The organism is Streptomyces vilmorinianum, from assembly GCF_005517195.1.
In the GTDB taxonomy this organism is placed as follows: Bacteria; Actinomycetota; Actinomycetes; order Streptomycetales; family Streptomycetaceae; genus Streptomyces; species Streptomyces vilmorinianum.
The window spans coordinates 1,561,570-1,584,934 of sequence record NZ_CP040244.1 but is presented as its reverse complement, the minus strand read 5'-3'; the positions used below and the strand labels follow the sequence as shown (position 1 = coordinate 1,584,934).

The following is a 23,365-nucleotide window of genomic DNA, read 5'->3' as shown; positions in this document are numbered from 1 at the left end:
CGTGTCGAGGGGGGTGTGGTGCGGTCGCACCTCCGTCACCTTCGCCGCACCGTGGAAGCGGAGCCACTACCCCGTGAGTACCCGGCGGGACGCGGGCCTGACCGGCAGAGGGGTACTCGCAGGGACAGGCAGAGCGCCGCCGGCGCCGCACATACTGGCGCGCATGAACTCAGCGAACGAACTCGGCCGATTCCTGAGCTCGCGCCGTGCCCGGGTGACCCCGGTGGAGGCCGGACTCCCCCTCCTCGACAGGCGCCGGGTCGCGGGGCTCCGGCGCGAGGAGGTGGCCGACCTCGCGGGCGTCAGCGTCGTCTACTACACACGCCTGGAACAGGGCCGGGCCCGCAATCCCTCCGACGCCGTGCTCGACAGCCTGGCCCGCGTCCTAAGACTCGATCCGACCGAGCGTGCCCACCTGTACGACCTGGCGCACCGGGCCCGCGGCGCAAGGACGACGCTCGCCTCGGCCCCGGTCGACGCCGAGGAGACGGAGGGGGACGACGGCGTCCCGGTACGGGACGGGCTGCGGCGTCTACTGGCCGCGGTGGGAGCCGTCCCGGCGTACGTCCTGGATCCCGTGATGGACGTTCTCGACGCCAACGACCTGGCCCGTGCCCTGCTCGGCGACCCGGTACTTACGCCTGCCCGGCGGCTCAACCTCGCCCGGCACGTCTTCCTCGACGCCGCCGCGCGGGAGCTGTACCCGGGGTGGGCGGACGTGGCACGGCAGACCGTCGGCTTCCTGCGCCTGTCGGCCGGACGCCGTCCCGGGGACGCGCGGCTGGCCCGGGTCGTCACCGAACTGAGCCGCCGCAGCGAGGACTTCCGGCACCTGTGGGCGGCACAGGAGGTGCGGGACAAGACGCACGGCACCAAGACCTTCCGGCATCCCGTGGTCGGCGGCTTCGACCTCGCGTACGAGACGCTCGCGCTGCCCGGCGACGAAGGCTGGTCCCTGGTCGTCTTCACGGCACCCGACGCCCGCGCGGACGCCGCGCTGCGGCTGCTCGGCAGCTGGACGGCACCGAACCCGGCGCCGACCCGCACGAGGACTGATAGCGTGACTCACGGATTCGACTCCTGAATCCGTGAATAAAGATCGAGGGGAGATCTCATGCTGCCTACGCCACTCAACAAGGAAGAGCACGCGTCGCTGCGCGTGACCCTGCCGCGGAACGCGCGGTACGGCGCGACGCAGCAGGTCGCCGCACTCCAGGCGGTGGAGTTCCCGGAGGTCGCGGTGACCTACCCGATCATCTTCGTCGAGGGCCCGAGAGGGCTCACCCCCTGCGCCCTGCTGGGCCTTGAGCAGGGCCGCAACCAGTACGTCACACGGGACGGCGACTGGCGCCCCCACACGTACCGGCCGGCCTCGGTCCGCGCGTACCCGTTCTTCCCGGTCGAGGAGGAGGACGGAGAGATGACCGTGTACATCGACGCCGACTACGACGGCTGGAGCACGGTCGAGGGCGATCGCCTCTTCGAGGACGACGGCTCCCTCACACCGTTCCTGGCCGAGCGCGTCGAGTTCCTGCGGCAGTGCGCCTGGGAGGCACAGCGGACCCGGAACTTCACCAAGGAACTACTCCGCCTCGACCTGCTGAAGCAGCAGACGCTGACGGTGACCCCCGCCGGCGGCGACACCGTCCAGATCGGCGAGTACTGGGCGGTCGACGAGGAACGACTGAAGGAGATCGGCACCGGCGACCCCCTCGCCGACCTGATCTCCCTCAACCTCAAGGGCTATCTCAAACTGATCCACACCCATCTCATCTCGCTGCAGAACCTGACGGGCCTCTACAGCGAGCTCGCCAACGACTGACGGGGGGGGGAGGGAAGGGCGGAGGCAGGGACGGGGCGGGATCAGTCCTCGTGCTGCCCGCTCCGACGGGCAGCACGCGCCCGGTTGCCGCAGCCGATCGAGCACCACGCCTGGTCCCGCCTGCGCGCGAGGAAGAACATTCCGCAGCTCGGCGCGGGGCAGCGCCGCAACCGCGCCTGCTCCGGCCCGGCGGCCAGCACCAGCGCCTGCCGGGCGACCGCCGCCGCGACCGGCCCGCCGGCCTCCTGCTCCGCGAGACGGCCGGCGTCGTCGACCCGGAACGTCACCGGAGCCCGCGCGGCCAGCGCGTTGAGCCGCGCCCGCGCCGGCCCCGGCAGCGGCGCCTGCCGCGCCGCCGCGTCCAGCGCGTCCCTGACCGGGGCGCGCAGCTCCGCCAGATCCTCCAGGGGCAGGTCCGCGAGTTCCCGGTCGAGCGCCTTCTCCCGCCAGGACGCCAGCAGCTCCGGATCGGCCAGCAGATCGACGTCCACACCCGCGTGCCCGGCTCCGACGACGACGGTGTTGGCCAGGTCGAGGACCGGCCGCTCGCCGATCCACGGCATCTCGCGCAGGTTCTTGAGGGTCATACCACCAACCTACCGGACCCACGGATTCACCACGTCGAATCCGTGATAGCTTCCCATCACGGATTCAGCGATCTAAATCCGTGAGTCGACATGTGAAGGGGTTCCCATGAGCACGACCATCGAGTACGTCCGCTTCGCCTGCGCCGACCCCGAGCAGCTGACCGCCCACCGCGACCAGCTCATCTCCCTCCTGCGCGAGCGGTACGGTTCCGACTTCCTCGGCGCGCACCTCGCCCGGTACGAGGACGGCTCGCTCCTCGACCTCATCGTCTGGGCCTCCCCGGAGGCCGCCGCCCGCGCGGCGGAGGAGATGCCCGGGGACCCGGCCGTCGGGGAGTTCTTCAGCCTGATCGGCGAGGTGCACGAGATGCGGCACGCCGAAGTGCTGCACAGCGCCCAGGACTGACCGGACGCCCCCGATGAAGAAGAAGAGAAGGAGGCAGGCGCCGTGCCCACCGCCGAGGAACTGATCAACGCCCGGACGGTCGACGAGCTCGCCGCGATCATGGCGGCGGCCGGCGCCGCGCCGGCGCCCGCCCTCCACGCCTGCGGCGGTCACCTCGACGGCCGGTCGTTCAGCGAGCGCGTCGCGCCCTGGTCAAGGAGGCCGTACTCGCCGACCTGCCCGACGGCTACCCGGCCTTCGCCGCCGTCGTCCGAACGGCCCTCGGCCAGGCCGGATTCACCGGCTGGATGACCTACCCCGTCAACGCCGCCGTCGCCGAACGCACCCTCGCCCACAACGTGTTCGAGCCCGCCCTCGATCTCCTCGCCGACCTCACCCCGCGGCTCACCGCGGAAACGGCCGTACGCCGCTTCCTCCAGCACGACCTCCAGCGGGCCCTGCGGACGATCCTGCCCTGGACAGCCCACCCCGACCCCCACGTACGCCGCCTGGCCAGCGAGACAACGCGCCCCCGCCTCCCCTGGGCGCCCCGCCTGCCCGCACTCGTCGCCGACCCGACCCCCGCCCTGCCCGTCCTGGACGCGCTGTACCGCGACCCGTCCGAGTACGTCAGACGTTCCGTGGCCAACCACCTCAACGACATCAGCCGCGACCACCCGGACACGGCCGTCGCCACCGCCGCCCGCTGGCTCACCGACCCCGCCCCCACCACGCGGGCCACCGTCCGCCACGGCCTGCGCACCCTCGTCAAGGCCGGCGATCCGCAGGCCCTGGCCCTCCTCGGACACGACCCCGACGCCACACTCCACGTCACCGGACCCGAGGTCCGCACACCCGAGGTACGCGTCGGCGGCGAACTCGCCTTCCGCTACCAGGTCACCAACACCGGCTCCCGCGCCGCGAGCCTCGCCATCGACTACGTCATCCACCACCGCAAGGCCGACGGACCCCTCAGCCCCAAGGTCTTCAAACTGACCACCCGCACCCTGGAACCCGGCGAACAGTGGTCCGGCCTGCGCCGCCACTCCTTCCGCCCCCTCACCGCCGCCGCTACCACCCCGGCGTGCACCGCGTTCAACTCCAGATCAACGGACGCCCCACGGCACAGCGGACTTCACCCTCCTGGCGCCCTGACTCCCGCAAGGCCCTACGGGCGGGGGAACTCCGGCAGTTCGGCGTGGGTGACGGTGTAACCGCCCTTGACGACTGGAGCGTAGGGGGCGGGCGCCATGCAGGTGCCGACCTCGGCGTCCTCGCCATTCGGAAGCAGGTTCACCCCGTTCCACGAGAAGCCCACCCGGTCCGCCTTGCCGCCCTTGCCGCCGTCGTGGACGCTCAGCCCGACGCGCTTGCCGAGCCGGCCGGTCTCCTCGTGGCTGACCTTGGTGATCAGGGCGGAGACGGTCGCCGTGCGCGGGCCGGTGACCAGGCACTCCACCTGGCCCTCGAAGGTGTAGGTGATGTTCTGTTCGGCCGAGTAGTGCGAGATCCGCACGGTCCCGCGCGCGTCGACGGGCAGTCCACGCGAAGCCCCGGGCCGCGGCTGGGTGAACGGGGCGGCCACCGCGTCGAAGCTGAACGAACGGACGTCGTCGTCCTTCAGATACGGCAGCACAATGTCGCCACTGCCGACGACCCGCGCCACGGCCGGTCGGCGGTCCTCCGTCTGCTGCTCGGCGGACGAGGCGACGGACGAGGCGCACAGGGTGAGCCCCGCGACGAGGGCCGCGACCGTGGCGGTGACGGTACGGCGGGCAGACAGCGAAGCCATGATGATCTCCTTTTCCCCGAGGGGAGTTGACTGGCGGAACGCGATCTATCCTGCGCTCTGGCCGCCGCCCTGCCATCGGCTCCAGGCCGCAGATCCGCGCGCCGACCCCTCCCCCGTCCGGCCGAGCGACCGTCACCCGGCAGTCGTACGTGGTGGAGCACGGCCATCGCGACCGGGGCAGATGCGCGGAGCAGTGCAGGCAGGTTCCCGCCTCCTCAGCCCCCGCCCGTGCCGTCGTCGGTCACCGTGACCTCCAGCCAGTCGTCCGGCTCGGCGCACCAGTACCGCGAGGACCCGGGCCGCGCACCCGTAGCCTGCCCCAGGCGCGCCAGCGCCTGGGGGGTGAATCGGGCACGGTCGGCGTCGTAGGGGGTCGTTTCAGTTACCCGAACAGCCATGCAGGACGTGTCCGTATCGAGTATCCGCTTTTCACCGAAGACCGTTCTCCGCTTGACGGTTGGCGGCTTGGCTGAATGAGGTGTCTTCCTCGCCTGGTTCCGTCGCCATGGTCCTGGCCCGCCTCCCCCTCACCCTCGCCGCTCTCGGCTCCGCCCTTGTCCTGGTCCTGGTCCTGGTCCTGGTCCTGGTCCTGGTCCTCCTCTGAGCCGTGGTCCAGACCCCTCGCACAAACCCCCTCCCCCGGCGATCTCCTCTCGACGAACCATGTGTCCGGCGGAGATGGCCCGGGGCGGGTGGACTCGCTTACGGCCGGCTCCTCATGGCTCCTTCGGCGGAGGCCGGCCACTGGGCGACGAGGTGGGTGACCATCGCGCCGCCGCGGTCGCTGAGGTGGAGGTGGTCGACGAACAGTTCGAGACCGTTGTCGCGGGCGACCTCGTCCCAGCTGTCGCCTAGCAGGTAGTACTTGGTGGCCGCCAAGTAGGCCGTGGTGAAGCCGAAGTCGTACGTCGGCCGCTGCCCCTGGTCCCGGAGGTGGTCGGCGAACCGCTCGTTCACGGGCACGTAGTCGACCGTCGCGCGGGTCGCGGCCTCCTTGATCACGGCGTTGTAGTCGCGGAGCCTGCCGTTGATCTCGGAGTCGAGATCCTCGCCCGCCGGAGGCAGGGACAGCAGAGCGATACGGGCAGAGGTCTTGTCCTTGATGCGGTCGACGATCGCGCCGAGGTTGGCCCGGAACTCCTCCGACGGGACACCGTCCCGGAGGTCGTTGGCGCCGATGAGGATGGTGACCCTGTCGGGGGCGCACGCCACGATGTCCCTGTCGACGCGGCCGAGCAGGTCCGCGCTGGTGTTGCCGTTGTCGCCGGCGTTGACGAACGCGTAGCCCCGGAACTCGGGCTTCGCTCGCAGGTCGCCGACCCAGTCATGGCCGAGCGATCCCTGCGTCATGCTCGCGCCGGCCGCGACGACCACCGGTCCGCCGGCCTTCGGGCGACCGTCTGCACACACGTCAGCGGCCGCATGGGCGGGGCGCGGCCGGCATCCTCGGACTTCGTCGCGGCGGTCGCGCAGGCGCTGCGGATCGACGTCACGGTGCTGACGGGCCAGCCGTACGTGGCCCCGATGCAGGAGGACCGGCTGGCGGAGCTGATCCGGCCCATCCGCGAGTCCCTCGACCTACAAGACCTCGGCGATGACCCCCGGGGCACCACCCGCACGGCCAGCGAACTCGTAACCGCCACCGAGGATCTGTGTGCCCATGTCCGCGCCACCCACCTGCACGCGGCGGCGGCAGCTCTTCCGGGCGTCATCACGGAGCTGACCGTCCTGTGCTGGCGCGCTCGCCGACGACGGAGCTGCGGCGGGCCCTGGGTTCCGCCGACCGCACCGCGCACGACGTCACGGTCAAGCTCGGTTCATCGACCTCGCCAGCGTCGCCCTCGACCGGCTCGGCTGGGCCGCCGAGCGGGCCTCGGACCCCTGTCTGGCAGCCATGCGGCACTACTTCCGGGGGCTGGTCCACTTCCCCGAAGGCGAGTACAGCATCGGCCTACGCCTGATCCGCTCTGGACACAGCCTCCTCAACCCGAACAACTCGGCCGCGAGACACTCACGGTCGCCGGCCAGCTCCACCTCTGCGGCTCCGTGCTCGCCGCACGGGCGCAGGACGAGCGGACGGCCGGGTCATCGAGAACGTGGCTGTTGACTGCCTGCTCAATGACGGTGAACCGCCCGCTGGAGAGCGCGGCAAAGTACGCGGAGTCGAAGCGGGACCGGCCCGTTCGACGAGGAATCCCTGCTGGCGGCCGTGGTCACCGAGGCGCAGCGCGTTCCCGTCACTCAGGGTGCTGGGTGCGGGTGTCGGGGGCCTGTCCGCCAGCCTCGACGGAGGACGACGAGCGGTCCCAACCCCTACCGACAAGCCTCCGACCATCTGGCCCATGGGGCGCCGACAAGGCACAGAAATAGAGCCTAGATCAGGCGCCCCGACGCGTCAGGCAGCTTCGCCCTGGTGGGCCCGGCCGCCGCGCCACTCCACCCAGCGCGGGTCGTCGAGGAGGGTGTCCGAATCTTCGAGACCGGCTCGCCGCAGAAACTCCAGGACATCCCGGTCGCTGTGAGCGAGACCGGGGACGCCGCCCTGACGGACGGTGACAAGTCCAGCGCCCCTCCACCTCCTGCTGGCAGCAAAGACGTCGTTTCGAGAGGCGCCCTCACCAGCAGGAGCGTCCTACCACACGGAGGCCAGGGCTGGCCGCCCCTGACTTGGCGTATCACTTCGCGGTGGAACAGCAGGTGACGCCGACGCGGCCGGGCGGCAGCCCACGGACGCCGCCCGAGGATGCCGATAATCGCCCATCTGACACTGACTTGGAGTAATGCTTCTCACACAAAACGCCACCGGCGAAGGTGATTCGGTAAGTATTTCACGAGATTGCCAGTTTTGATCGCTACACAAGCCCGGGTCCGAACCGACCGGATTCCAGGCATAGTTTGTGTGCTCCCTGTGAGCCCGGATTGACTGCCCCCCACTGATCCATTCTGTGGGGGCTATAACGGTGCGTAACACCCGTCCACTCGTCATATCCATGGCGCTCACCATGACCGTGCTCGCGGGCACGGAACAAGCAGCGCAGGCCGTCGGCCTGTGGTCTGCTTCCAGATCCGGCCCGGGTGCCGGCGAACTACCCGAACAGGGCTGGGGGTCGGCCCGCGGACGCGGCCATGCCGCCTCCGGTGACGCCACCGACGCGAACGCGTCCGGCGGCCGCACCGGTGCGCTGAAGGCGCCCGGCGAACTCGCTCCGGACTCCGGCACCACCCGGCTGAAGCTGGGCAATGCGCCCAAGGCGCCGCTGCCGTCCTACCGCAAGGTGCCGGCGCCGCGCCAGGCCGCGCCCAAGGGCTTCGACCCCAAGGCCAGTGCGGAAGTGCCGGGTAAGCGAGCCGCCGATGCGCGTACGTTCGCCAACCCGGACGGCACCTTCACGACCCGCTACTACAACGAGCGGGTCAACTTCCTCGGCGACGACGGTAAGTGGAAGGAGATCGACACCCGGCTGGCGAAGTCGTCCCCGCTGGCGCGGACCGAAAGCGTCCCGGGACCCGGCTGGCAGACCAAGTCGACCGAGGACAAGGTCTACTTCTCCGAGTTCGCGGACGCAGAAACGTTCGTTCGCCTCGGTGTCGACGACACCGCGGGGATCGGCTACTCCATCGAGGGCGCGGCCCGCTCACAGGGTCGCGTCAACGGCAGCGTGATCACGTACCCCGAGGTCCGCCGCTCAACGGATGTGGAACTGATCGCCGGCAGCGAATCCGTCAAGGAGACGCTGATCCTCAAGGACAAGGGCGCGCCGACTGAATGGCGCTTCCCGCTGGCCCTGGACGGCCTGACGGCGAAGCTCGACGGGCACGGCGGCATCGTCTTCCACGACCCGGCGGGCCGCCAGAAGGGCTGGATGCCGGCCGGCTGGATGGAGGACTCCAACAAGGCGCCGAACTCCGACGAGGGCGTCATCTCCTCCGGTGTCACCTACGGCCTCGTGCGCGAGGGCTCGCGCCAGGTGCTGGTCGTCACGCTGGACGAGAAGTGGCTGAACGATCCCGAGCGGGTCTTCCCCGTGAAGGTCGACCCCTCCGTGAACGGTCTGGAAGCGGCCTCCGGCACGTACGTCGAGTCGCCGTACAACCAGAACTTCTCCAGCGCCGGCGAACTCAAGGTCGGCACGTACGACGGGGGCGGCCACAAGGCGGCCTCGTTCCTGAAGTTCAACGGCCTGGACACCACCCTCAAGAACGCGTTCGTCATCAACGCGAACCTGAGCCTCTTCAACACCTGGTCGTACTCGTGCACGGCACGGCCGGTGACGGTCCACGAGATCACCTCGAACTGGTCCGAGGGCAGCACTTCCAGCTACCCGGGTCCTGCGACGGGTGGCGCGCTGGGCTCCAAGTCCTTCGCGCACGCCTGGCGCCCCGAGGGCTCGACGAGCTGGCCCTGCGGCGCCGGTACGTGGGAGTCGATCCCGCTCGGCGATGCGGGCCGCAGGCTGGTCGACGACTGGACACACGGCCGCAAGGCCAACTACGGCCTGGCCGTGAAGGCGGCCACGGACGACTCCAGGACCTGGAAGAAGTTCAACTCCGACAACTCCGCGAGCGGCAAGCCCAGCCTCGACGTCACCTGGTCGAAGTACGGGGCGACGTACGGGTTGGGCGGCTTCGTCCAGGCCCCGACGGCCACCAGCGAGGGCGCCTTCAAGGTCACCGTCACCAACCAGGGGCAGCAGACCTGGGGCAAGACGAGCAACTTCAAGCTGCGCTACAACCTGTTCGACGCCAACGGCAACCTGATCAACGGCGACAACTGGAGCAACGTCCGCTGGACGCCCATGCCGTACGACGTCGGACCCGGCGGCTCAGCCACCGTCGACGCCAAGATCGCCCCGCTGGCGCCCGGCACGTACACGATCCAGTGGACCATGGACGAGTACGGTACCCGTGCCTTTGTCGACGACGGCGTCCCGGGCCCGACGGTCCGCTTCGACGCGGTCAACGCCCCGCCGTACCTGACGGGCGCAGCCCCGCCGAGCGGCACGGTCGTCGACACCCTCACCCCGACGCTGTGGGCGACCGCCACCGACCAGGACAGGTCCCCGAGCGCGCTGACGTACCAGTTCGAGGTGTGCGAGGTCGAGGGCAAGGACGTCCGGAAGAACTGCCGCGGCAACACGCATGCGCCTTCCGAAAGCTGGACGGTCCCGGCCGGCTGGCTCACCTGGGCCAAGACGTATGCCTGGTACGCCTACGCGAACGACGGCAAGGACCAGTCGGCGCGGACCGCGCCGTCGATCCTGACCACTCAAGTCCCGCAGCCCGTCATCACCTCCCACCTGGGCGGCGCGGACAGCGGGCGCACCTTCGGCGAGCGGGCCGGCAACTACGCCACCGCCGCCACGGACGCGGCCGTGCCGAGTGCGGGCCCCGAGCTCGCGGTCACCCGTACCTACAACTCGCAGGACCCGCGCACCGCCAACGCCTTCGGCGCCGGCTGGGCGACCCGCTGGGACATGCGGGCCGTCGCAGAGCCCGACGGCAGCGTCGTGATCACCCTCGACAGCGGCAGCCAGGTCCGCTTCGGCCGCAACGCCGACGGCACCTACAGCGCGCCGTCCGGTTCGGTGGGCGTACTGACCGCTGTCACCGGCGGAGGCTGGACGCTGCGCGATGCGGCGAGCACCCTTCACACCTTCGATGCGACCGGACGCCTGACCAAGGTCAAGGACGGCCACGGACGCGAGCAACTGCTCACTTACACGAGCGGCAAGCTGACCAAGGCCACGGACGCGCTGTCGAAGCGCGCGCTGACGTTCACCTGGAGCGGCGCGCACGTCGCCTCGGTGTCCACCGACGCCGTCGGTCCGCTGGCTCCGGCGCTGAAGTGGTCGTACACGTACACCGGCGACCAGCTGACCAAGGTCTGCCCGCCCGATTCGACCACAGCGTGCTCGACGTACGAGTACACGGCCGGCTCGCACTACCGGGGGATGGTGCAGGACGCCAACCCGGTCGGCTACTGGCGGCTGAACGAGGCCGAGGGCGAGACCGCGGCCAGTGAGGCGGTCTCCCGCACGGGCATGAACGCCGGCCACTACCGCGACGTGACCCTCGGCTCCACGGGCGTGCTGGGCGCGACCGGCAACAAGGCGGTGTCCTTCAACGGCACCAGCTCCTATGTCGAACTCCCGGAATCCACGCTGGCCTCGTCGACCGTGCTGTCGGTGGAGCTTTGGTTCAAGACGGACAAGCCGAACGGCGTGCTCGTCGGATTCCAGGACGATCCTCTGGGCCCGACGCACCCCAACGTCTACAACCCGGTCCTGGCCATCGACTCCGCGGGCAAGCTGCGCGGCGCCTTCGAGAAGTCGGACGGCGGGCTCGTCCCGATGACCTCGACCGCCGTGGTCACCGACAACACGTGGCACCACGCTGCCATCACCAGCACCGGAACCGGTCAGACGCTCTACCTCGACGGCACGGCCGTGGGCACGCTCGCCGGTCCGGTCAACCACTCCAGCAAGACCTTCACCTATCTGGGCGGCGGCTTCACCGACCAGAGCTGGGACGGCGCCGGGACCTACGGAACCCGCTACTACCAGGGGCTGATGGACGAGGTCGCGGTCTACCACCGCGCACTCGACGCGGGCGCGGTCAAGGCCCGCTTCGATGCCCGTACGGGATCGTCGAAGCTGACCAAGGCCACCCTGCCGTCGGGCCGGGTGGGCGCGACCGTCGAGTACGACGGTGACACGGGCCGTGCGACGAAGGTCACCGACGAGAGCGGTGGCCTGTGGCAGATCTCCGAGCCCCGCTACGCGGCCGGCTCGCAGGCATACTCGGACGCCGTCCACGCGTCGGGCGCGGTCAACTACTGGCGCTTCGGCGAGAACAGTGGGGCGTCCGCGGCGGACGAGATATCCGGCGGCGGCAACGGCTCCTACCGTGACGGTGTCGCGCTCGGCGGTGTCGGGGCGTTCCTCGACGGCGACGACGGCGCGGTCACCCTCGACGGGTCCAAGGGCGTCATCGCGGTTCCGGCCGAGTCCATCTACGATGCCACCGCGCTCTCCGTGGAGCTGTGGTTCAAGACGGACAAGCCGTCCGGTGTGCTGCTGGGTCTGCAGAACACGGAGCTCGGCACCACCCCGACGATGTGGAACGCGAGTCTCCTCGTCGACGCGGAGGGCAAGCTCCGCGGCCACCTGTGGGACGGTCCGTCCGCGGGCTGGCCCGTCATGGGCGGCGTGAAGGTCACCGACAACAAGTGGCACCACGTCGTCATCAGCGGCGGTTCCGCCGGGCAGTCGCTCTACCTCGACGGCGCCAAGATCGGCTCCAAGTCCGGTGTGGTGAAGCCGGAGACGCTGGTCCACGCCTACCTCGGCGGCGGCTACTCCAGTGAGGCGTGGGACGGCCAGGCCCGTGCCACCCGCTACTTCAACGGCCAGCTCGACGAGGCCGCGTTCTACACCAAGGAGCTGGACGCGGCGACCGTCGCGGACCACTTCAAGGCCCGCAACCGTCTGGTATCCGGCAACGGGAGCCAGTACGAGGGCGTCGTGATGGCGGACGCCCCGGCCGGCTACTGGCAGCTGGACGAGACCGGCGGCACGACCGTGGTCAACAAGGTCGCAGCAGCCGGAGCCAACGGCACCTACACCAAGGCCACGCTGGGCGGTCCCGGCGCGTTCGGCACCGGCGACGGCTCCGCCGCCGAGTTCAAGGGCGACGGCTGGGCCGAGCTCGCCGGCGGCCATCTGCCGAACACCGACCTGTCGGCCGAGCTCTGGTTCAAGACCACCAAGCCGGGCGTCCTCTTCAGCGACCAGGAGAAACCGCTCCCGGACGCCGTCTCCTACGCACCGGTCCTGTACGTCGGCTCGGACAACAAGCTCCACGGCCAGTACTTCACCCGTGGCGTCGGCGCGACCAACACCTCGCCGAACACCGTCACGGACAACGAGTGGCACCACGCCGTCGTGACGGCGCAGGGTTCCACCCACACGCTGTACCTCGACGGCGCACAGGTCGCGCAGACCACCACCGTGCCGGTCACCCACGAAGCCAACCAGCGCACGTACATCGGCGCCGGCTACACGGCGTGGTGGCCCGCGTCCCCGGGCGACGGCGTGCAGTACTTCACCGGCCAGGTCGACGAGGTCGCGGTCTACCCGCGCACCCTCACCGGTGACCAGGTCGCCCGCCACTACGACGCCCGTACCCATGCCTCGGGCTCTTCCCTCACGTCGACGGTGACGGTCACCGACCCGACCGGCGCGACGACGTCCAGCACCTTCGACGCGGTCCGCGGCCAGCGCCGTACCGCCACGACGAACGCGGACGGCGGTGTCACCACGTACGCGTACGACACCGGCGGATTCCTGCACACGGTCACCGACCCCAACGGTCACGCGACCATCACCGGTCACGACGAGCGCGGCAACCCCGTCTCGACCACGACCTGCCGCGACGCCAACTCCTGCTGGACCTCCTTCGCGGAGTACTACAACAACCCCGCGGACAAGCTGGACCTGCGCAACGGCAAGCAGATCGCGCTCCGCGACGGCCGCTCCTCGGGACCTGCGGACAACCGCTACCGCACGACGACCTCGTACACGGCACTCGGCCTGACCGACACGGTCACCTCGGTCGACGGCCGTACGGCGACGACCACCTACACCACGGGCACCGAGCCCGCGGTGGGCGGCGGCACCACCCCGGCCGGACTGGTCGCCACCAAGAAAAGCACCGGCGGCGCCATCGTCTCCTACGCGTACTTCGCGAGCGGTGACCTGGCCAAAACGACGGCGCCCTCCGGAGCGGTGTCGACGTACGCCTACGACGGCATCGGCCGGAAGGTCACCGAGACCCAGGTCTCCGACGCGAACCCCGCCGGTGTGACGACCTCGTTCGCCTACAACGCCATGTCCCGCGTCACCGCGGAGACCGGGCCGGGCGTCAAGAACGAGATCACCGGTGTCACCCACACCGCCAGGATCAGCCGTACGTACGACGCGGACGGCAACCTGCTCACCGAATCCACGGAGGACACCACCGGCGGCGACGCCACCCGCACCACCACCTACCGCTACAACATGCGCGGCCTCAACGACAGCGTGACGGACGCGGCCGGCAACCAGGCGACGTACAACCACGACGCCCTGGGCCGGGTGATCAGTGAGACGGACCCCGCGGGCAACGTCGTCACCCACACCTACACCAAGCGCGGTCAGCTGGCCGAGTCGGTCCTGAAGAACTGGACCGGCGACCCGTCCGGCCAGACCCGCGACCTGGTCCTCGGCTCCAAGGCCTACGACCCGGCGGGCCGCCTCGCCTCGACGACCGACGCGATGGGCGCCACGACCGCCTTCACCTACTACGACGACGGCCTCCAGGCCACGACGACGGCGAAGCAGGTCACCCAGTCCAACGGCTCGAAGAAGGACATCCTCCTCGGGGCGACGGTCTACGACGGCGCGGGCAACCCGGTCTCGGCTATCGCGAGCGGCGGAGCCGCGACCGTGAACACGGTCGACGCCCTGGGCCGCACCACCCGCTCGGTGTTCGACCCCAACGGTCTGAACCGGGTCTCCACCTTCGCGTACGACGCGGAGGACCGGCTCACCGAGCAGACCCAGTCCATCGACGGCACCGGCAAGAAGGTGACCTCGACCACCGAGTACGACGCGGTCGGGAACCCGGTGAAGGCGACCGTCACCGACGGCACCACGACCCGGGTCTCCTCCAGCACCTTCGACCAGCGGGGTCTCCCGCTCACCCAGACCAGCCCGCGCGGCATCACCAGCACGGGCCGGTTCGACGAGTTGGGCCGCCTGGTCGAGACGACCGCGCCGCAGGTGCAGGCCGAGGAGAACGGCGGTGCGGCCACGGCCGTCACGCCCAAGTCCCTCATCGGCTACAACACCTTCGGCGAGGCCACCGAGTCGCGTGATCCGCGCGGCCTGGTTACGAAGACGGAGACCGACAAGCTGGGCCGCACCGTCGCGCTCACGCTGCCCGACTACACCCCGCCGGGCACGGCCACGGCCATCACGGCCGTCTCACGCACGGCTTACGACCAGCTCGGCAACGTCGCCTCCACTACCGACCCGCTCGGGCGTACCCGCTCCTACGCGTACGACCAACTGGGCAACCTGGTCCGCTCGACGGACCCGGCCGCCGGCACGCAGAGCCTGCAAGCTCCCGGTGCCACGACCTTCAGCGGAACCTCCACGGCCCTGTCCGGCGGCGGTGTCTCCACCTACACCTGGACCCCGACCGGTCTGCCGCTCTCCGCGACCGACCCGACAGGAGCACGCACCGAGTCCACCTACGACGAACTGGGCCGCAAGCTCACCGCCACCACGGTCGAGCGCAAGCCCACCCTGCAGAACCTCGTCTCCCGCTTCACCTGGGACGACGCGGGTAACCAGGTCTCCTCGACCACGCCCGCCGGGCGGGTCACCAGCGCGACCTACGACAAGGCCGGTCAGACCCTGACGGTCACCGACCCGGCCGGCGGTGTCAGCCGCGCCGTCTACGACGGCCTCGGCCGCGCGATCGAGAGCAAGGACGCGACCGGCCGCAAGACGGTCACCGCGTACGACCTCATGGGCCGGCCGACGTCCGTAGCGGACTACGGCACGGGCACGACCGCGCTGCGCACGTCCAGCACCGAGTACGACGCCGACGGAAACGTCACCGCATCGGTCTCGGCCACCGGTGCGCGCCGCACGTACACGTACGACGCGCGCGGCCAGCTCACCAAGCAGGTCGAACCGGTCACGGCCACGGACTCGATCACGACGACCTTCGGCTACGACGCGGCGGGCAACCGCACGCGCCTGACCGACGGCCGCGGAAAGGCCACGTACTACACGTTCAACACGTGGGGCCTGCCCGAGTCGACGATCGAGCCCGCCACCACCCAGCACTGGAACGCGGACGTCCGCACCTGGACGAACGTCTACGACGCGGCAGGCCGGCTCATCACCGAGCTGCTGCCGGGCAGCGTCAAGCGTCAGAAGACGTACGACGACCTGGACCGCGTCATCGGTGAGACCGGCTCCGGCACCGCCGTGGCCACCCGGCCGCGCTCCCTGTCCTACGATCTCGCCGGCCGACTGACCGGCGTGGGCGGTGACGGAGTCCTCGCGGGCAACACGTACACCTACAACGACCGCGGTCAACTCCTGTCCACCGACGGCCCAGGCGGTACCTCGTCCTACGCGTACGACGCGGACGGTCAGATGACCTCCCGCACGGACGTGGCGGGCGCGACGGACTTCACCTACGACCTGGCCGGTCGCCTCGACACCACGACCGACCCGCTCACCGGCACCCAGGTGCGCAGCGACTACGACGCGGCCGGACGCCCGACCGTCGACGAGTACGCACGCCCCGCCGCCGGCGGCACGTGGACGGTCGGCTCGAAGCGCTCTTACACCTACGACTCCCTCGGCCGACTCACTGACGACAGCATCAAGAACACCACCACAGGTACCGCCGTCCAGGGCACGGCCTACGAGTACGACCTCGACAACCGCCTGGTCAAGAAGACCGCGTCGGGCACGGCGGGGGCAGGCGCCAGGACCTACGCCTACGACCTCGCCGGCCGCATGACCGCCGAGACCAGCGCAGGCACCACCACCGCCTTCGAGTGGGACAAGGCCGGCAACCTGACCAAGAAGGGAGACATCACCGGCACCTACGACTCCCGCAACCGGCTCACGGCCTGGGGCACCCAGACCTTCGACTACTCCGCACGCGGAACCGTCAAGGGCATCGCCGACACCGCAGGCCCGGCCCGCACCATCAACTCGGACGCCTTCGAGCGCACCGTCAACAACGGCACGAGCACCTTCACGTACGACTCGCTCGACCGGGTCATGACCCACAACGGCACCGTCTTCACCTACGACGGCGGCTCCAACAACCTGGTCAAGGACGGCACGTCCACCTACAGCCGCACCCCCGGCGGCACGCTGCTCGCCAGCGCCACCACCGGGACCGCCGGCTCGGCCCGCCTGGCCGTCACCGACGGCCACACCGACCTGGTCGCCAGCCTCTCGGCGGACGGCACCTCGGTCACCTCGTCCCGCGCGTACGACGCCTCCGGCAACGTGACCGCGAGCGGCGGAGCCAACCCGTCGGTCGGCTACCAGTCCGGCTGGACCGACAGCTCCACCGGCGAGGTCAACATGGCCTCCCGCTGGTACCAGCCCGGCACCGGCGGCTTCACCAGCCGCGACACCTGGCAGCTCGACCCGAACCCCTCCGTCCAGGCCAACCGCTACACCTACGGGAACGCCAGCCCGATGAACGGGATCGACCCGACGGGCCACAGCGTCCTGGACTGCTTCAACCCGAGCTTCTCGAGGTCGAAGTTGGGCATCTTCGGCTTCGCCGCCAGGCTCACCGTGAGCCCGTTCTGCGTCGGCTGGGAAACGTGGATCTCCGGCCACGACAGCGGCGGGGCACACGGCAGCGGGCACGGTTGCGACGGCTCCCCGATGGAGCGACAGCAATGTGCCGCGGTCCGCAACCCCTCCCCTCCCTGGCGCTACGACCCCGAGGGCATCACCTCGGAGAAGCGACAGCACAGCCGCTACAAGCCGGACAGGAGTGGCAGTGGCCACAACTACTCGGGGGGTGGGCGGAGCCGTGGCGGCACCTCCACGCTGACCCGTCCGAAGCGGCCGACGGCACCTCCGAAGCCGAAGATCCCGCAGAACCCGTACGCCGGCAAGAACCCGCCGCCGGCTCCGAAGCACATCCCCAAGCCGGACTGGAACCCGAGCACGGCCATCTGGACGGCCACCGAGGCCGTCGACATGGTCGTCAGCGGCGCCAACCTCCTCGCGATGCTCGCGGGCGGCGCCGACACGGTGCTCACCCCGGACCAGGTCCCTGACACACAGACCGCCCCGGGCGCCGACCCGGGCACGGGCACTGACAGCGACGACGAACCGCGTGACTGCAGGGTGAACGGCAAGGGTTGGACCCATATTGGTGTCCCCGACGCCGCGAATGGGAAACGCGCGACCAAGGCGGAAGCCTGCCTCGACTCCGAAGAGGTCAAGGACGGAAGCGGGACGGAGAAGGAGATCAAGCCGCCCGGCTACAAGTGGGCCCGCGACACGGCCCGATGGCTGGGCCTCGAACCCAGACTCAGCATCAACGCCTGCCACCTGATCGGAGCGGACCTCGGCGGTTCCGGATCCGACCTCGCGAACCTCGCGACCTGTTCCCGCCAGGCGAATGCAAACGTCAAGGGCCCGGGGCACATGGAGGACCACATGTACAGCATCGAGAAGAAGGTGCGCGAGGCCGTCGATGACGGGCAGATAGTGCGGTACACCGTCGAACCCCACTACTCCGGGAATCGAACGGTACCCACAGCCTTCACGATCAAGGCAACGGGATGGTACAAGGACGGTCGCCCCGGAATTAGCATCAAGGGGAAGGAAGGCATCGTGCCGAACTCCATCTACAGCCCCAGGTTCAATCAGTGGCGCAATCTGGGCACCTGGAACAAGCCCGGAACGACCGATCCCATACCCACTGGAGCCACCCCGTGAGTACCGATCTCAGCGAATCCGGCAGGCACCCCGCCATCGCATCACTCCGCCGGCTCATGCCGTCGGACCGCGGACAGAACGAGCAGGTGGACTGGCCGGCGATCGAAGCCGCGTGGGGCACCACCTTCCCCTCCGACTACGTAGCTTTCATGGCGGAGTACGGATCGGGCGGCATCAGTGACTCCTTCGAGGTGATCCGTCCCAACACGCCGGTCCTGGACGGCACGAGCGGCATGGGGCAGGAGACCGCCAACGCCGTCGCGGACTGGCCGGCCTCCAGCCGCCCCTCAGCGACGCGCGATCTCAGACCGCCCGTCATTGCTTGGGGCGTCACCGTCGTCGGAGACATCGCCTGTTGGCGCACTTCGGCGGCGAATCCGGACGACTGGACGGTGGCTGTTTTCAGGAACCGAAAGCGGGATCCCTGGAGGGAATACGACTGCGGCATGGCGGAGTTCCTGCGCCGAACCTTCGCCGGTGAGTGGGACGAGAACCCTTTCGGAGACGAGACGCTCTGGAACTGTGTCCCCCAGGAATTCATCCATTGGCGTGAAGAGGCCGATCTCTTCGACGAAGACAATCCGTGGGCCGGTATGTAGTCCTGGTCCCGCATGAATGACAGCGCACCCCCGCGCCGGCTCCACCAGCGCGGGGGTGCGCTGTTTCGTGTCTGCGGACCAGATTCCACTGGGGCGGTGTCGCCGTCGGACTCGACTCCGAGGACGTCGTGGCCGATCTCGGCGAGCGAGGCGGCGAGAACACCTTCTGGAGTCCGCCCGGCGCTCCCATCGCGACGACACGAGGGCCGGGCGGCACGTTTCCAGAAAACCGGCTGGCCCGGCCGGGGTGGAGGCGCACAAGGGGGGCCAACAACTCGCGCTGGCCATGCGGGGGTTCTGCGCAATGCCGGGCGGTCGTACGCTCGGTTGCCCACCCCACGGCAACGGGGTCGTGGGGCCCCGAACAGATGGGGGCCCAGTGGCGCACACCCGGCGTTCTCAAGGCCGCAACGACGATTCGGCGAGGACGGCGCCGCAGTCCTGGATGACGCAGGCAAGCCGAAACAGCGCAACATCGGCGCGAGCTGCCCCAAGCTCAAGGAGAAGAAGCACGGAAAGTGGAGCCTCTACTTCGAGCTGGAGGACGGCGAGAACGGTGACCGGCGCCGTGTCCGCAGGTTCGGGTTCGCCACCAAGGACGCGGCGATGAAGAAGGCGGCCGAGCTCTACCGGGAGGCCGTCAAGGGGACCGACATCCTCAGCGACGCCACCGTGGCCGAGGACCTGGACGCATGGATCGCCCGCAAGAAGCGGCTCGCCCGCACGACGACTCACGGGTACGAGGATCACATCAGGCTGTACCTCAAGCCCCACCTCGGGCACATCAAGCGGCGCGACCTCAAGCTCCGGCACATCGAGGCGATGTTCACGGCCATCGAGCGGGAGAACGCCGAGCGGCTTCTGCACCACGCGCGCATAGTCGAGCTGACGGAGGCGCGCGACGCCGCACACACGGCGTGGGTCAGGGCCTCCGGGAAGACGGAGGAGCGTCGCGTCAGGCGCCGCGCGTACCTGGATGCGAACGCGGCGCTCCGCGAGGGCAGCAAGGGACGGCGGAAGATCACGTCGGTCAACACGATGCACCGCATCCTCGCGACCTTGAAGTCCTTCATGTCGGACGTCATCAAGCGCGGCGACTACACCACCAACTGGGCAAAGATGGTGGAGCTTCCGCCAGTGAAGAAGCCCACGGCGCTGGTCTGGACGCCGGAACGCGTCGACGAGTGGAAGCGGACGGGCCAGAAGCCGTCCCCGGTGATGGTGTGGACTCCGGAGCAGACGGCCGACTTCCTCGCCTTCATCGCGTCCGACCGGTTCGTTGGGCTGTGGAACGGGCTCATCTTCAGGGGACCGCGCCGCGGGGAGATGTGCGCGCTGCCCCCGTCGGAGGTCAGCCTGTACTCGCCGGTGCAGTACTTCCGGATCTCGGCACAGGTCGTCGAGGTCGCCTACCGGGTGTACGACGAAGCGCCGAAGCAGGACAGCGTCCGCACCGTCACCCTCGACGCCGGCACCGCCGAGCTCTGGGTGGAGTTCGACACGACGCGTAGGAAGGAGCGCGAGGCGTGGGGCGACGCCTACGTTGAGAGCGACCGCTTCTGGGTGCACGAGGACGGCACGCCGCTCCACCCGGACTGGATGAGCCGGCGGTTCCACCGGCTCGTCGAGCTTTCCGGGCTGCCCCCGATCCGCTTGCACGACACCCGGCACCTGTCAGCGGCACTGGCCCTGCTCGGCGGGGCGAAGATGAAGGTGGTCCAGGTGCGACTGGGCCATAAGTCGTTTCAGGTGACGTCCGACACCTACACGGCGGTCCTCCCGCAGCTCCTGGACAACGAGGCCGAGACCACCAGCTCCGTCGTCCCCCGGCCGCAGCCTGGCTCGGCGCCGGCCTCCGCGAACGCCAGCTCGAGCAGGCCGGAGAAATCTGCCGCTGATCACGCGGAGGCTCTGGTCCCTGCCGAGGGGCCGCAGGTGACGCGGGACGGGGTCAGCGATGCGCCGAACGAGGGGTTCGAGCGCGTCGCGTGACCCGCGTCCAATCTTTGTCCAATCAGGTGTGCTTTCCTGCTTAGGACGGGCCGCCAAGACCCTTCGTGCTCACGTCTGACCGGCGAAGTGCCTGGTCACGACGTTTCTTCTCGGTGGGGCGGGTGGGACTCGAACCCACGGCCGACGGATTATGAGTCCGCTGCTCTAACCGGCTGAGCTACCGCCCCTGACGGCGTGGCGCGTACATGTGTGCGCGCCGTCTGCCGCAGCATAGCCGCTCATACGATCTCCTGCTCCGGATGCTCGGCAACGCTCGACCATGAGGACTGCGCAGCGTGGCGCATGGTTCCCGGGCAAAAGAAAAAGGACCCCGAAGGGTCCTCTTTCGCTTGCTCCCCCGGCTGGACTCGAACCAGCAACCCTCCGGTTAACAGCCGAATGCTCTGCCAATTGAGCTACAGGGGATCGCGCTCCCCCGACTGGACTCGAACCAGTAACCTGCCGGTTAACAGCCGGCTGCTCTGCCAATTGAGCTACAGGGGATTGCTGCGTTTGCACCGAACGTACCCACCTCGGGTGTCCCGAGCGGCGCGCGTTCGCTGCGACACATACATTAGCGCAAGCAGGGGGGTGCTCCGCCAATCGGTATGCCGTGGGCGCTCGTGGGCACCAGTGAGGCATCAGGGAAGCTCCAGGGAAGGGTGGTGCCGCCGTGCGGTACAAGCTGACGTTCGTCGCGGGTGTGGCCCTCGGTTACGTCATCGGCACGCGGGCCGGGCGTGAGCGCTACGAGCAGATGAAGAAGTCCGCGAAGGAGTTCACGCAGAACCCGGCGGTGCGCAACGCGGCCGAGTCCGCAGCGCAGAGCAGTCGCCAGGTCGCCGGCAAGGCGTTCCACGTCGTGAGCGACAAGGTCGGCGACAAGCTGCCCGCATCGGTCACCGAGCGGATCCACGCCCTGCGCCATCACAACGGCCAGGTGACGACGACCGAGGACGACTGGGGTGTGAGCAACACCTGAGCGTCGGGCCACGCCCGAAGGCCGGCGACGCCCGGGCCGCCCCGGGTGCGCCTCCGGCTTCGCACTCGGGTCCGCAGGGCCGCACTCGGGTCCGCGGGGCCGCACTCGGGTCCGCGGGGCCGCGCCCCGGTCCGTGCCCGAAATCCGATCCCCTACCCCGCACGCGCTCCCCCTATTCCCCCGCGTGCGGCAGAATCTCCTCCCATGGGGATAGTCGCCGGCTTGGACAGCTCTGCTGAGTTCACACGCATCGTCGTCTGCGACGCGGACACGGGTGCCGTACTACGGCAGGGCTATGCCCCGCACCCCGGTGAGCCGAAGGCCACCGACGTCGACCCGCAGGCGTGGCTGCTCTCGCTCGGCGAGGCCGCCGGCGGCGGGCTGCTCGAAGGGGTGCGGGCCATCGGTGTCTCCGCCCAGCAGCACGGGCTCGTACCGCTGGACCCGCAGGGCGGGCTCGTGCGGCCCGCGATGGTCGGCAACGACAAGCGGGCGCAGGTGGCCGCCGCCGATCTGGTCGAGGCGTTCGGCGGCCGGCAGGCCTGGGCCGAGGCCGTCGGGTCCGTACCGCAGTCCGGGCAGCCGATCGCCAAGCTCCGCTGGCTGGCCCGCTCCGAGCCGGAGAACGCCCAGCGCGTCGCGATGCTCCTGCAGCCGCACGACTGGCTGGTCTGGCAGCTGCTCGGCCGGCCCGTTCGCCGTACCACCGACCGGGGCGCCGCCTCGGCCACCGGCTACTGGTCCGCCGGCGCCGGCGCCTACCGCCCCGACCTCGTCGAGCTGGCGCTCGGTCACCAGGCCGCCCTCCCCGAGGTCATCGGTCCCGCCGAGGCCGCCGGGACCACCCCCGAGGGGCTGCTGATCTCCGCCGGTACCGGCGAGACGATGGCCGCCGCGTTCGGCCTCGGCCTCGGGTCCGGCGACGCGGTCGTCTCGCTCGGCGCCTCCGGCTCCGTCATGGCCGTGCACCACGAGGCGCTCGCCGACCCGCAGGGATTGATCACCTCCTTCGCCGACGCGACCGGCATGCACCTGCCCGTCGTGCACACCTCCAACGCGGTACGGGCGCTGCGCGGCAGCGCCGAGATGCTGGGCGTGGAGAGCCTGGAGGAGCTGTCGGCGCTGGCCCTGAAGTCGACGCCCGGCGCCTCCGGACTGGTCCTCCTCCCCTATCTGGAGGGCGAGCGGACCCCGCGGCTGCCGCACACCGCCGGCACGCTCAGCGGGCTGCGCCGCGAGTCGATGAAGCCCGAGCACTTCGCGCGCGCCGCGTTCGAGGGCATGCTCTGCTCGCTCACCGACGCCCTGGACGTCCTGCGCGGGCGCGGCGTCGAGGTGCGGCGGGTGTTCCTGCTGGGCGCCGCGGCCGAGCTGCCCGCCGTCCAGGCCGTCGCTCCGGCGATCTTCGGCGCGCAGGTCGTCGTCCCCCAGCCGGCGGACTACGCGGCGCTCGGCGCGGCCCGGCAGGCCGCGTGGGCGCTCGGGGTCGCGCAGGGCACGCTGTCGCCGGCCGCTCCCCCGGCCTGGCAGGGCGCCGCCGCCCAGGTCTTCGAGCCGGGTGACGAGCTGGCGGTGGGTCAGTCGGTGCGGCAGCAGTACGCGGCCACGCGGGAGCAGATCCACCCGGGTGCGTTCGGCGCGTAGCGCAGCGAAGTCCAAGAC

15 protein-coding genes and 3 tRNA genes are annotated in these 23,365 nt (G+C 70.0%); 11 read left to right on the top strand and 7 right to left on the bottom strand.

Annotated features, from left to right (window positions below):
• Positions 1–163 precede the first annotated feature (163 nt).
• Together FDM97_RS07370 and FDM97_RS07365 are read left to right on the top strand one after the other, a co-directional pair.
• Entirely contained in the window at positions 164–1,084 is a 921-nt protein-coding gene (locus FDM97_RS07370; RefSeq protein ID WP_137989451.1) for a helix-turn-helix domain-containing protein, read from the top strand.
• A 30-nt stretch (positions 1,085–1,114) separates the two neighbouring features.
• Entirely contained in the window at positions 1,115–1,822 is a 708-nt protein-coding gene (locus FDM97_RS07365) for a SapC family protein (RefSeq protein ID WP_137989450.1), read from the top strand.
• Between the two features lie 41 nt (positions 1,823–1,863).
• Here the strand turns inward: FDM97_RS07365 and FDM97_RS07360 are convergent, their stop codons facing one another.
• On the bottom strand, positions 1,864–2,409 hold the full coding sequence (locus FDM97_RS07360; protein WP_137989449.1) for an ABATE domain-containing protein: 546 nt from the start codon (positions 2,407–2,409) through the stop codon (positions 1,864–1,866).
• Between the two features lie 106 nt (positions 2,410–2,515).
• On the opposite strand from FDM97_RS07360, the gene FDM97_RS07355 reads away from it, so the two are divergent.
• Genes FDM97_RS07355 through FDM97_RS07350 form a run of 3 tightly spaced genes read left to right on the top strand, consistent with a single transcriptional unit; the run spans position 2,516 to position 4,008 of the window.
• Positions 2,516–2,815 (top strand): hypothetical protein, encoded by a 300-nt coding sequence (locus FDM97_RS07355; RefSeq protein WP_137989448.1) that lies wholly within the window; start codon positions 2,516–2,518, stop codon positions 2,813–2,815.
• Between the two features lie 42 nt (positions 2,816–2,857).
• Complete coding sequence (locus tag FDM97_RS36325) at positions 2,858–3,106, top strand: hypothetical protein (protein ID WP_254705528.1); 249 nt, start codon at positions 2,858–2,860, stop codon at positions 3,104–3,106.
• Positions 3,103–4,008 (top strand): DNA alkylation repair protein, encoded by a 906-nt coding sequence (locus FDM97_RS07350; protein WP_254705527.1) that lies wholly within the window; start codon positions 3,103–3,105, stop codon positions 4,006–4,008. The genes FDM97_RS36325 and FDM97_RS07350 overlap by 4 nt, the downstream gene beginning before the upstream one ends.
• On the opposite strand, the gene FDM97_RS07345 is transcribed toward FDM97_RS07350, so the two are convergent.
• Entirely contained in the window at positions 3,963–4,586 is a 624-nt protein-coding gene (locus FDM97_RS07345; protein WP_137989447.1) for a hypothetical protein, read from the bottom strand. The two genes, FDM97_RS07350 and FDM97_RS07345, sit on opposite strands and share 46 nt — an antisense overlap.
• Positions 4,587–4,801: 215 nt before the next feature.
• Positions 4,802–4,984 carry a hypothetical protein gene (locus FDM97_RS07340; RefSeq protein ID WP_137989446.1) on the bottom strand — a complete coding sequence of 61 codons (183 nt, stop codon included), beginning with the start codon at positions 4,982–4,984 and terminating at the stop codon, positions 4,802–4,804.
• Between the two features lie 80 nt (positions 4,985–5,064).
• Here FDM97_RS07340 and FDM97_RS36815 point away from each other — a divergent pair, with 80 nt between their 5' ends.
• A complete protein-coding gene (locus tag FDM97_RS36815) occupies positions 5,065–5,190 on the top strand; it encodes a hypothetical protein (RefSeq protein ID WP_284440283.1) in 126 nt (41 codons plus the stop codon).
• Positions 5,191–5,288: 98 nt separating this feature from the next.
• On the opposite strand, the gene FDM97_RS07335 is transcribed toward FDM97_RS36815, so the two are convergent.
• Positions 5,289–5,960 (bottom strand): SGNH/GDSL hydrolase family protein, encoded by a 672-nt coding sequence (locus tag FDM97_RS07335; protein WP_349775399.1) that lies wholly within the window; start codon positions 5,958–5,960, stop codon positions 5,289–5,291.
• A gap of 1,616 nt (positions 5,961–7,576) precedes the next feature.
• Between FDM97_RS07335 and FDM97_RS07330 the strand changes: the two genes are divergently transcribed.
• From FDM97_RS07330 to FDM97_RS07320, 3 genes are all read left to right on the top strand, one after another.
• Positions 7,577–18,130 carry a LamG-like jellyroll fold domain-containing protein gene (locus FDM97_RS07330; protein ID WP_284440282.1) on the top strand — a complete coding sequence of 3,518 codons (10,554 nt, stop codon included), beginning with the start codon at positions 7,577–7,579 and terminating at the stop codon, positions 18,128–18,130.
• Positions 18,127–18,729 carry an SMI1/KNR4 family protein gene (locus FDM97_RS07325; protein WP_137989443.1) on the top strand — a complete coding sequence of 201 codons (603 nt, stop codon included), beginning with the start codon at positions 18,127–18,129 and terminating at the stop codon, positions 18,727–18,729. The genes FDM97_RS07330 and FDM97_RS07325 overlap by 4 nt, the downstream gene beginning before the upstream one ends.
• 606 nt (positions 18,730–19,335) lie before the next feature.
• Positions 19,336–20,721 (top strand): tyrosine-type recombinase/integrase, encoded by a 1,386-nt coding sequence (locus tag FDM97_RS07320; RefSeq protein WP_175439054.1) that lies wholly within the window; start codon positions 19,336–19,338, stop codon positions 20,719–20,721.
• Between the two features lie 114 nt (positions 20,722–20,835).
• Here FDM97_RS07320 and FDM97_RS07315 read toward each other — a convergent pair.
• The 3 genes from FDM97_RS07315 to FDM97_RS07305 form a co-directional block, all read right to left on the bottom strand.
• A tRNA-Ile gene (locus tag FDM97_RS07315) sits at positions 20,836–20,909 on the bottom strand.
• Between the two features lie 165 nt (positions 20,910–21,074).
• Positions 21,075–21,147 (bottom strand) — tRNA-Asn (locus FDM97_RS07310).
• 5 nt (positions 21,148–21,152) lie between these two features.
• Positions 21,153–21,225, bottom strand: a tRNA-Asn gene (locus tag FDM97_RS07305).
• A 169-nt stretch (positions 21,226–21,394) separates the two neighbouring features.
• Between FDM97_RS07305 and FDM97_RS07300 the strand changes: the two genes are divergently transcribed.
• Both FDM97_RS07300 and FDM97_RS07295 read left to right on the top strand, forming a co-directional pair.
• Positions 21,395–21,703, top strand: coding sequence for a YtxH domain-containing protein (locus tag FDM97_RS07300; RefSeq protein ID WP_137989441.1), 309 nt, complete (start codon positions 21,395–21,397; stop codon positions 21,701–21,703).
• 204 nt (positions 21,704–21,907) lie between these two features.
• Entirely contained in the window at positions 21,908–23,347 is a 1,440-nt protein-coding gene (locus FDM97_RS07295; protein WP_137989440.1) for an FGGY family carbohydrate kinase, read from the top strand.
• Positions 23,348–23,365 lie beyond the last annotated feature (18 nt).

What these genes read in the sequence shown, in the direction of transcription:
- FDM97_RS07295 (WP_137989440.1), top strand. Translation starts at nt 21,908, where the DNA reads ATGGGGATAGTCGCCGGCTTGGACAGCTCTGCTGAGTTCACACGCATC.
- FDM97_RS07340 (WP_137989446.1), bottom strand. Translation starts at nt 4,984, where the DNA reads ATGGCTGTTCGGGTAACTGAAACGACCCCCTACGACGCCGACCGTGCC.
- FDM97_RS07330 (WP_284440282.1), top strand. Translation starts at nt 7,577, where the DNA reads ATGGCGCTCACCATGACCGTGCTCGCGGGCACGGAACAAGCAGCGCAG.
- FDM97_RS07360 (WP_137989449.1), bottom strand. Translation starts at nt 2,409, where the DNA reads ATGACCCTCAAGAACCTGCGCGAGATGCCGTGGATCGGCGAGCGGCCG.
- FDM97_RS07370 (WP_137989451.1), top strand. Translation starts at nt 164, where the DNA reads ATGAACTCAGCGAACGAACTCGGCCGATTCCTGAGCTCGCGCCGTGCC.
- FDM97_RS07320 (WP_175439054.1), top strand. Translation starts at nt 19,336, where the DNA reads ATGAAGAAGGCGGCCGAGCTCTACCGGGAGGCCGTCAAGGGGACCGAC.
- FDM97_RS07355 (WP_137989448.1), top strand. Translation starts at nt 2,516, where the DNA reads ATGAGCACGACCATCGAGTACGTCCGCTTCGCCTGCGCCGACCCCGAG.
- FDM97_RS07365 (WP_137989450.1), top strand. Translation starts at nt 1,115, where the DNA reads ATGCTGCCTACGCCACTCAACAAGGAAGAGCACGCGTCGCTGCGCGTG.
- FDM97_RS07345 (WP_137989447.1), bottom strand. Translation starts at nt 4,586, where the DNA reads ATGGCTTCGCTGTCTGCCCGCCGTACCGTCACCGCCACGGTCGCGGCC.
- FDM97_RS07350 (WP_254705527.1), top strand. Translation starts at nt 3,103, where the DNA reads ATGACCTACCCCGTCAACGCCGCCGTCGCCGAACGCACCCTCGCCCAC.